The following is an 8297-nucleotide window of genomic DNA, read 5'->3' on the forward strand; positions in this document are numbered from 1 at the left end:
GGCAAAATCCAACATAGCTAAAAATAATCAGGCGAGTGGTATGACTTAAATCTCAACATCACGGTTGCAATCTTTCGAGTAAATATAGCTGAACGCTTCACCACGTCCTACGCCATAACCAGCCTGTAAGGAATAAGCGCCCATAAAGATGTAATCGCCTTTTTTCACCGGGATCCAGTTATTGTCGAGGTTATAAACCCCCTGACCGGAAAGAATATAGGCACCGTGTTCCTGGACGTGAGTTTCGATATAACCGTGGCTGGCACCTGGCGCAAAAGAGAGGATATGCATGTTCATATCAAAACCTAACTCTTTGGGCAGAAAATCCAGCAGAATAACATCGTCCATGCCTTCATAATGAATGCGTTCCAGTTCGCTGGCATTGCCAGAAACCAGCCACGGCGCATGACCTTCTACCGGAACATAGCGACGCTTATATAAAAAGATTTGGCTGTCTTCGGCCTGGGCGTTAACAAACGTCATTAAGGAGCCTGGCGGGCAATAAAGATAGCCACCTTCGCTTAAGGTAAATGTTTTCCCTTCAGCTTTGGCAGTGATATTTCCAGAGATCACATACAGGAACGTTTCAATTCCTTCACCACCGAAGCCCTGTTGGTTGCCGCCGTTTTGATGCAGTGTGACCAGATAATCAACAAAAGAGGCCCCCAGCTTTGGCGTGGAGAGGATTGTCGCGTCACAATTTTCAAAGCCCGGAATAATATTTTTTACCAGACCGTCCGGGGTTAGCAGCGCGAAATTACCGTGTTTAACAATCGCACGGTTAGCCAGTAAATCATCGCGGTAACCGGTGACGTTATTTAAATATCCCATTTATAACTCCTTATTTCTGCCAGGCAAGTTGATAAAGCATGAGTGCCAACGTTTTGACCCCTTCGGCAAGGTCGGTAATATTGGTGCGTTCCGCCGAGTTATGGCTGATCCCGTTGATGCTGGGAATGAAAATCATGCAGGTCGGCACGCGAGGCGCGAAAATTTGTGCGTCGTGCCCGGCACCACTGTGCATTACCCGGTAATTCAGTTTTTCGCTTTCACACAATTCTGTCAGGGTGACGACAAGCTCCTTGTTCATCGGCACGGGTTCTTCGTCCATCCATAAATCGATATCAATACCAATGTCCATTTCATCGCAAATCGCCCGCATGTCGTTTTCTAACTGTTGGGTAAAATCGCGCAACACGGCAGTGTCGGTATGACGACAATCAATAGTGAACGTGGTTTTACCCGGCACTACATTCACCGTATTCGGGCGCGGCTCCACCTTGCCAAAGGTCAGCACCAGCGGATCGCCCATCTTTTTCGCTTTCTCAACTGACTGATGGCAAATGCGACTGAAAGCGTAAACCGTATCACGACGATAACCCATCGGCGTGGTGCCTGCATGGTTTGATTCGCCGTTCAGCGTCACCGTGTAGCGACGTTGCCCGACAATCGCATTCACCACGCCAATTGACTGACCATTACTTTCCAGCACACAACCCTGTTCGATATGCAGTTCGACAAAGGCTTTGATGTCCAGGCGCGGAGTTAGTGGGGCGTTCGGCAGAGTAAATCCGCAAGCCTTCATTGCATCGACAAAACTATTTCCTTTGGCATCACAGATATTCCGCACGTCGTCAGGATTCGCCAGCCCAAAGATATTTTTACTGCCCCAGAAGACATACGGGAAGCGGCTGCCTTCTTCTTCCGCCATTGCCACCACTTCGACCGTACGTAACGGCGCGCCGTATTGCGTTTTCAGCCAGTCAATTGCCAGCCACGCCGCCAGCGCGCCGAATTGCCCGTCGAGGTTACCGCCGTTAACCACGGTATCAATATGCGAACCGCTCAGAATCACTTCCTGGGGGTATTCGCTGCCGTTCAGGCGGCCGTATAAATTCCCCACTTCATCGAAACGTGTTTCCAGCCCACTTGCTGCCATTCTTTTTTTAAATTGCTGCTGGGTTTCCAGCCACTCCGGCGAATAAAGTAAACGGGTCATTCCACCCGTTGGGTCAGCGCCAAAAGAGGAAAGCCAGGGCAGCGTTTCTTCTATGGCTTGACGGAAATGTGTAATCATAAGAAAGTCCTGTCTCAACAATTATTGCGCAAAGGGATTTTTCGTTTCGTATGACGTGTTATAAAGCGCGTCGGAAATTAAATACTGGTAAATATCATCAACAATTTCGATGCCTTCGACGGCGGCTTTGCGTTGTTTAATATCCTGATCCTGTCCGGGATAATAAACCTGGTTAAAACCGGGCGCGGGGGTTATGGCATTTAATTCGCGCATGGTCTGGCTAAGATGTTGACGGAATAATTCGCTGGAGGAGAAAAAGTTCGGGTTAATAACTACATGTAATTGCCCCAAATTACGCCCGGCGTGTAAATCGTCATACATCGAACTAACCTGTCGCCCGAACGGTAAGCCGAGTAAGACGCCTGAGAGGACGTCAATCATCATCATAAGGCCATAACCTTTCGGTCCGGCAGCCGGGAGCAGGGCGTTAACCGCGAAGGGATCGGTTGTTGGTGCACCGTTTTTATCGACCGCCCAGGTATCCGGGATAGACATATTGCGCGAGCGGGCGTCGAGCACTTTTCCCCATGCCTGTACGGTAGTCGCCATATCAAAAGTAAGAATCTCGTCGCCTTCTCCCGGCGCGGCAAAGGCCAGTGGGTTAGTACCGTAGTAAATTTCCGCGCCGCCAAACGGCACCACCATTGGATCGGACTGGCACATCGAAATGCCAATTAACCTGGCGCGGGCTGCCTGCTGTACAAAATAAGAGATTGCGCCGCTGTGACCCATCCGGCTGATACCGACCACCGCAACGCCATTTTGCTGGGCAGTTTTGATGGCATGTTCCATGCCCATTTTCGCCGCGACCTGTCCGGCGGCATTGTCGGCATGTAAAATTGCCGAGCACGGTCCGGTTTCTTCAAGACGAAACTCTGGTTCGCGGTTGGTGCCGCCTTTTGATATGCGCTCTGCGTAGTATTCAACGCGCACCGCGCCATGAGAGTGGATCCCTCTGGCATCGGCGTAAACCAATACTTCAGCCACGGTTGCAGCGTGCTCACGTTTTAACCCAGCCTGGCAGAGTTTATTCTCGATTAGCTGGTGGAGTGTTTCCCGACTGATTTTCATCTGTCTTCCTTTTTAACGACGGTGTGAAGCATGACTGCAATTAACATACAGGGAAAATATCTGGATTATGTGATCCAGACAGGCAAAAAAATATAGTTAGAATTTATTTGATAATCCGCTCGCTTTTAACCTGGTTTTTAAAACAACCATGCTTATTAAAAAATAATGCGTAATAGTCTGGCGGTTATTTGAATTCTTTTGTTAATAATGTCTGTGTGATATTCATCACCTTATTTACTCGTTGTCATCGATACCGTAATCGCCACATTAACACTGCTCGTGCAATTGCCATGGGTGCAATTTTTAAGGAGTTGTTATGATCCACGCCTTTATTAAAAAAGGGTGTTTTCAGGATTCAGTCAGTTTAATGATTATTTCACGAAAACTCAGCGAATCAGAAAATGTTGATGATGTTTCCGTAATGATGGGTACGCCCGCCAATAAAGCGTTATTAGAGACTACAGGTTTCTGGCATGACGATTTTAATCACGCCACGCCGAACGATATTTGCGTGGCGATTCGTAGCGAAGCGGCGGATGCAGGTATCGCGCAGGCGATTATGCGGCAGCTTGAAGAGGCGCTAAAACAACTGGCACAGGGTACAGGCAGCAGCCAGGCGTTGACGCAGGTACGTCGCTGGGACAGTGCCAGTCAGAAATTACCCAATGCCAATCTGGCGCTGATTTCAGTGGCTGGCGAGTATGCGGCGGAACTGGCGAACCAGGCGCTGGATCGCAACCTCAACGTGATGATGTTCTCCGATAACGTCACGCTGGAAGATGAAATCCAACTTAAAACCCGCGCGCGGGAAAAAGGTTTGCTGGTGATGGGGCCGGACTGCGGTACATCGATGATTGCCGCCACGCCGCTGGCTTTTGCTAACGTGATGCCGGAAGGCAACATTGGCGTCATTGGCGCTTCCGGTACCGGGATTCAGGAACTGTGTTCGCAGATTGCACTGGCAGGTGAGGGAATTACTCACGCGATTGGTCTTGGCGGGCGCGACCTCAGCCGTGACGTGGGCGGCATCAGTGCGCTAACGGCGCTGGAAATGTTAAGCGCCGATGCGAAAAGCGAAGTGCTGGCGTTTGTTTCAAAACCGCCTGCCGAAGCTGTGCGTCTGAAAATTGTTAATGCCATGAAAGCAACCGGCAAACCGACGGTGGCGCTGTTTTTAGGTTATACCCCGGCGGTGGCCCGCGACGAAAATGTCTGGTTTGCCTCCTCGCTGGATGAGGCCGCGCGTCTGGCTTGCCTGCTTTCACGCATTACGGCGCGACGTAACGCAATAGCACCTGTCAGCAGCGGACTTATTTGCGGCTTGTATACCGGCGGTACGCTGGCCGCCGAAGCGGCGGGATTACTTGCCAGGCATCTTGGCGTGGTAGCCGACGATGCGCATCATCACGGCATGATGCTGGACGCCGATGGTCACCAGATCATTGACCTCGGCGATGATTTCTACACCGTCGGGCGTCCCCATCCGATGATTGACCCAACCTTACGCAACCAGTTAATTGCCGATCTCGGCGCTAAACCGCAAGTGCGCGTATTGCTGCTTGATGTGGTGATTGGCTTCGGTGCGACCACCGATCCTGCAGCCTCGCTGGTAAGCGCCTGGCAAAAAGCCTGTGCCGCGCGTTCAGACAATCAACCACTGTATGCCATTGCCACAGTGACAGGCACTGAACGTGACCCGCAATGCCGCTCGCAACAAATCGCCACGCTGGAAGATGCGGGGATCGCGGTAGTGAGTTCGCTGCCAGAAGCCACCTTGCTGGCGGCGGCGTTAATTCATCCGCTCTCGCCTGCCACACAGCAACACACACCGTCACTACTGGAAAACGTCGCCGTGATTAACATCGGGTTACGCAGCTTTGCGCTGGAACTACAAAGCGCCAGCAAACCGGTTGTGCATTACCAATGGTCACCAGTCGCTGGCGGCAATAAAAAACTGGCTCGTTTATTAGAACGTTTGCAATAAGGGGTTCCCATGTTTACATCAGTGGCGCAAGCCAATGCTGCGGTTATCGAACAAATTCGTCGCGCTCGTCCACACTGGCTGGATGTGCAACCGGCTTCTTCACTCATTAATGAATTAAATCAGGGTAAAACACTGCTTCACGCCGGGTCGCCGATGCGCTGGCAGGAGATGACCGGACCCATGAAAGGGGCATGTGTGGGCGCATGTCTGTTTGAAGGCTGGGCGAAAGATGAAGCGCAGGCACTGGCAATGCTGGAGCAGGGGGAAGTGAACTTCATTCCTTGTCACCATGTGAATGCTGTCGGGCCAATGGGCGGCATTACTTCTGCCAGTATGCCGATGCTGGTGGTCGAGAACGTGACCGACGGCAATCGGGCGTACTGCAACCTCAATGAAGGTATCGGTAAAGTGATGCGTTTTGGCGCTTACGGCGAAGATGTCCTGACTCGCCATCGCTGGATGCGCGATGTGTTAATGCCAGTATTAAGCGCGGCGCTGGGGCGCATGGAGCGCGGTATCGATCTCACCGCGATGATGGCGCAGGGCATTACCATGGGCGATGAGTTTCATCAGCGCAATATTGCTTCCTCAGCACTGTTAATGCGTGCGCTGGCCCCACAAATTGCTCGCCTCGATCATGATAAACAACACATCGCGGAAGTGATGGATTTCCTCAGCGTGACCGATCAGTTCTTCCTTAACCTCGCGATGGCTTACTGCAAGGCGGCGATGGATGCTGGTGCGATGATCCGCGCAGGCAGCATCGTCACGGCTATGACCCGCAACGGCAATATGTTCGGGATTCGGGTCAGCGGGCTGGGCGAACGCTGGTTTACTGCGCCTGTAAACACTCCCCAAGGTCTATTTTTCACCGGCTTCTCGCAGGAGCAGGCGAACCCGGATATGGGCGATAGCGCGATTACCGAAACCTTTGGTATCGGTGGTGCGGCAATGATCGCCGCCCCTGGCGTAACACGCTTTGTCGGTGCGGGTGGTATGGAAGCAGCCAGAGCAGTATCTGAAGAGATGGCAGAAATCTTCCTTGAGCGCAATATGCAGTTGCAGATCCCTGGCTGGGATTTCCAGGGCGCGTGTCTGGGGCTGGATATTCGTCGCGTGGTAGAAACCGGTATTACACCACTCATCAATACGGGTATCGCCCATAAAGAGGCGGGGATCGGGCAGATTGGTGCAGGCACTGTGCGGGCACCGCTGGCGTGCTTTGAACAGGCGCTGGAAGCTCTGGCTGAAAGCATGGGGATTGGTTGAGGAACGCGCAATGACGATCATCCATCCTCTGCTTGCCAGTCGTAGTGCACCTGACTATCGCCAGTCCTGGCGGTTAGCGGGCATCTGGCGGCGGGCGATTAATCTGCTGACAGAAAGCGGCAAACTGTTAACGCTACATCGTCAGGGAAGTGGTTTCGGTCCCGGAGGATGGGTGCTTCGCCGCGCACAATTCGATGCGTTATGCGGTGGATTATGCGGCAATGAACGACCGCAGGTTATGGCTCAAGGGATTCGCCTCGGGCGTTTCACGGTTAAACAGCCACAGCGTTATTGTTTGCTGCGTATTACGCCGCCTGCGCATCCTCAACCGCTTGCAGCGGCATGGATGCAACGCGCGGAGGAAACCGGGCTTTTCGGGCCACTGGCGTTGGCGGCAGGCGATCCGCTGCCTGCTGAATTACGCCAGTTTCGTCACTGTTTTCAGGCCGCGCTCAATGGCGTTAAGACCGACTGGCGGCACTGGCTGGGTAAAGGCCCCGGATTAACGCCGAGTCATGATGACACGTTGAGCGGAATGCTGCTGGCAGCCTGGTATTATGGCGCTTTAGATGCGCGCTCCGGTCGCCCGTTTTTTGCCTGTTCCGACAATCTTCAACTCGTTACCACGGCGGTGAGCGTTAATTATTTACGTTACGCCGCGCAAGGATATTTCGCCTCGCCACTCCTGCACTTTGTTCATGCTCTGAGTTGCCCGAAACGTACCGCTGTGGCGATTGATTCGCTGCTGGCGCTGGGGCATACGTCAGGGGCAGATACGCTGCTGGGGTTCTGGCTTGGTCAACAATTATTACAAGGAACACCATGAAAACACTGGTTGTGGCTCTTGGGGGCAACGCCTTACTCCAGCGCGGCGAAGCGCTGACGGCAGAAAATCAATATCGCAACATTGCCAGTGCTGTACCCGCACTGGCGCGCCTGGCCCGTTCTTATCGGCTGGCGATTGTTCACGGCAACGGGCCACAGGTGGGGCTGCTGGCGTTACAGAATCTGGCGTGGAAAGAGGTAGAACCGTATCCGCTGGATGTGCTGGTGGCGGAAAGCCAGGGCATGATTGGCTATATGCTGGCGCAGAGTTTGAGCGCGCAGCCGCAGATGCCGCCTGTCACGACGGTGCTGACGCGCATTGAAGTTTCGCCTGATGATCCGGCGTTTTTGCAGCCAGAGAAGTTTATCGGTCCGGTTTATCAGCCAGAAGAACAAGAGGCACTGGAAGCGGCTTATGGCTGGCAGATGAAACGTGATGGTAAATATTTACGCCGGGTGGTGGCGTCTCCGCAACCGCGTATAATTCTCGACAGTGAAGCCATCGAGTTGTTGCTCAAAGAGGGGCATGTGGTGATTTGCAGTGGCGGCGGCGGTGTTCCGGTGACGGATGACGGAGCAGGGAGTGAAGCGGTGATTGATAAAGATCTCGCCGCGGCGTTGCTTGCCGAGCAGATTAATGCCGATGGACTGGTGATCCTCACCGATGCTGACGCGGTTTATGAAAACTGGGGAACGCCGCAGCAACGCGCCATTCGCCATGCCACACCGGATGAGTTAGCGCCATTTGCCAAAGCCGATGGGGCGATGGGACCGAAGGTGACGGCGGTAAGTGGCTATGTCAGAAGCCGTGGTAAACCTGCGTGGATTGGGGCGTTATCGCGGATTGAAGAGACGCTGGCGGGCGAAGCGGGGACCTGTATTTCGCTGTCGTGATGGGAGCATCCAGCATATGGCACACCATGCCTGATGCGACGCTTGACGCGTCTTATCAGGCCTACAATGGGTACCGGATTGGTAGTCGGATAAGGCGTTCACGCCGCATCCGGTAATCGGCGCACCATGCCTGATGCGACGCTTGACGCGTCTTATCAGGCCTACAATGGGTACCGG

General features: G+C 53.2%; 7 protein-coding genes. 4 read left to right on the top strand and 3 right to left on the bottom strand.

Going from position 1 to position 8297, the window contains the following annotated elements; genetic code table 11:
• Nucleotides 1-45: 45 nt before the first annotated feature.
• The 3 genes from allE to allD are packed head-to-tail and all read right to left on the bottom strand — an operon-like array spanning nucleotide 46 to nucleotide 3148.
• On the bottom strand, nucleotides 46-831 hold the full coding sequence (gene allE / locus HEN33_RS18930) for a (S)-ureidoglycine aminohydrolase (protein WP_000540959.1): 786 nt from the start codon (nucleotides 829-831) through the stop codon (nucleotides 46-48).
• 10 nt (nucleotides 832-841) lie between these two features.
• On the bottom strand, nucleotides 842-2077 hold the full coding sequence (gene allC, locus HEN33_RS18935; protein ID WP_176262711.1) for an allantoate deiminase: 1236 nt from the start codon (nucleotides 2075-2077) through the stop codon (nucleotides 842-844).
• A gap of 21 nt (nucleotides 2078-2098) precedes the next feature.
• A complete protein-coding gene (allD, locus tag HEN33_RS18940; protein ID WP_176262712.1) occupies nucleotides 2099-3148 on the bottom strand; it encodes an ureidoglycolate dehydrogenase in 1050 nt (349 codons plus the stop codon).
• Nucleotides 3149-3464: 316 nt separating this feature from the next.
• Here allD and HEN33_RS18945 point away from each other — a divergent pair, with 316 nt between their 5' ends.
• Genes HEN33_RS18945 through HEN33_RS18960 form a run of 4 tightly spaced genes read left to right on the top strand, consistent with a single transcriptional unit; the run spans nucleotide 3465 to nucleotide 8120 of the window.
• The gene (locus HEN33_RS18945) at nucleotides 3465-5132 is read left to right on the top strand and encodes an acyl-CoA synthetase FdrA (RefSeq protein ID WP_176262713.1); all 1668 of its coding nucleotides are present in this window, start codon (nucleotides 3465-3467) and stop codon (nucleotides 5130-5132) included.
• Between the two features lie 9 nt (nucleotides 5133-5141).
• Entirely contained in the window at nucleotides 5142-6401 is a 1260-nt protein-coding gene (locus tag HEN33_RS18950) for a YlbE family protein (RefSeq protein ID WP_176262714.1), read from the top strand.
• Nucleotides 6402-6411: 10 nt separating this feature from the next.
• Nucleotides 6412-7227: a DUF2877 domain-containing protein gene (locus HEN33_RS18955; RefSeq protein WP_176262715.1), complete on the top strand. Its 816-nt coding sequence runs from the start codon at nucleotides 6412-6414 to the stop codon at nucleotides 7225-7227.
• The gene (locus tag HEN33_RS18960) at nucleotides 7224-8120 is read left to right on the top strand and encodes a carbamate kinase (RefSeq protein ID WP_176262716.1); all 897 of its coding nucleotides are present in this window, start codon (nucleotides 7224-7226) and stop codon (nucleotides 8118-8120) included. The genes HEN33_RS18955 and HEN33_RS18960 overlap by 4 nt, the downstream gene beginning before the upstream one ends.
• Nucleotides 8121-8297 lie beyond the last annotated feature (177 nt).

Source organism: Escherichia sp. 94.0001 (genome assembly GCF_013369155.2).
GTDB lineage: Bacteria > Pseudomonadota > Gammaproteobacteria > Enterobacterales > Enterobacteriaceae > Escherichia > Escherichia coli_F.

Coding starts and splice junctions, on each gene's coding strand:
- HEN33_RS18955 (WP_176262715.1), top strand. CDS start 6,412: ATGACGATCATCCATCCTCTGCTTGCCAGTCGTAGTGCACCTGACTAT.
- HEN33_RS18945 (WP_176262713.1), top strand. CDS start 3,465: ATGATCCACGCCTTTATTAAAAAAGGGTGTTTTCAGGATTCAGTCAGT.
- allC (WP_176262711.1), bottom strand. CDS start 2,077: ATGATTACACATTTCCGTCAAGCCATAGAAGAAACGCTGCCCTGGCTT.
- allD (WP_176262712.1), bottom strand. CDS start 3,148: ATGAAAATCAGTCGGGAAACACTCCACCAGCTAATCGAGAATAAACTC.
- HEN33_RS18960 (WP_176262716.1), top strand. CDS start 7,224: ATGAAAACACTGGTTGTGGCTCTTGGGGGCAACGCCTTACTCCAGCGC.
- allE (WP_000540959.1), bottom strand. CDS start 831: ATGGGATATTTAAATAACGTCACCGGTTACCGCGATGATTTACTGGCT.
- HEN33_RS18950 (WP_176262714.1), top strand. CDS start 5,142: ATGTTTACATCAGTGGCGCAAGCCAATGCTGCGGTTATCGAACAAATT.